This window comes from Pelomonas parva (assembly GCF_043555835.1).
Taxonomy (GTDB): Bacteria; Pseudomonadota; Gammaproteobacteria; order Burkholderiales; family Burkholderiaceae_C; genus Pelomonas; species Pelomonas parva.
The window spans coordinates 1-352 of the sequence record NZ_JBIGHV010000037.1 but is presented as its reverse complement, the minus strand read 5'-3'; the positions used below and the strand labels follow the sequence as shown (position 1 = coordinate 352).

The 352-nt window shown below is 73.0% G+C and carries 1 protein-coding gene; it reads right to left on the bottom strand.

Translation table 11 applies throughout. The features are described from left to right. Positions 1-352, bottom strand: a 352-nt coding sequence (locus ACG00Y_RS28815) for a LemA family protein (RefSeq protein ID WP_394485097.1), incomplete at both ends; no start/stop codon positions are given.

The following is a 352-nucleotide window of genomic DNA, read 5'->3' as shown; positions in this document are numbered from 1 at the left end:
TGGTTGAAGACCTGGCGGGTGAAGGCGCGCTGACGTTCGATGAGCTTCAGCTCGCTGACCAGCGCGTCAATCTCCGCCTCGCTGCGCAGCTCGGCCGGGTGGTCCAGCAGCGACAGCAGGCGCGTCAAGGCCGCCGCGTGCAACGCGCTGGCCACGGCCAGGCCGCCGGCCGGGTCGGGCGCCCAGGGCTTGCCGCGCGCCGCCTGCACCGCCGATTGCGACTCGGCCTGGGCGCTGGTCAGCGCATCGCCCGTCGCCTGCTCGCTGGGCAGGCGCGGCGCCACGGCGGCCAGCAGCTTGTCGCAGACCTCGGCGCGTTCCTTCAGATGGGCATCCAGCTGCGTGAAGGCCT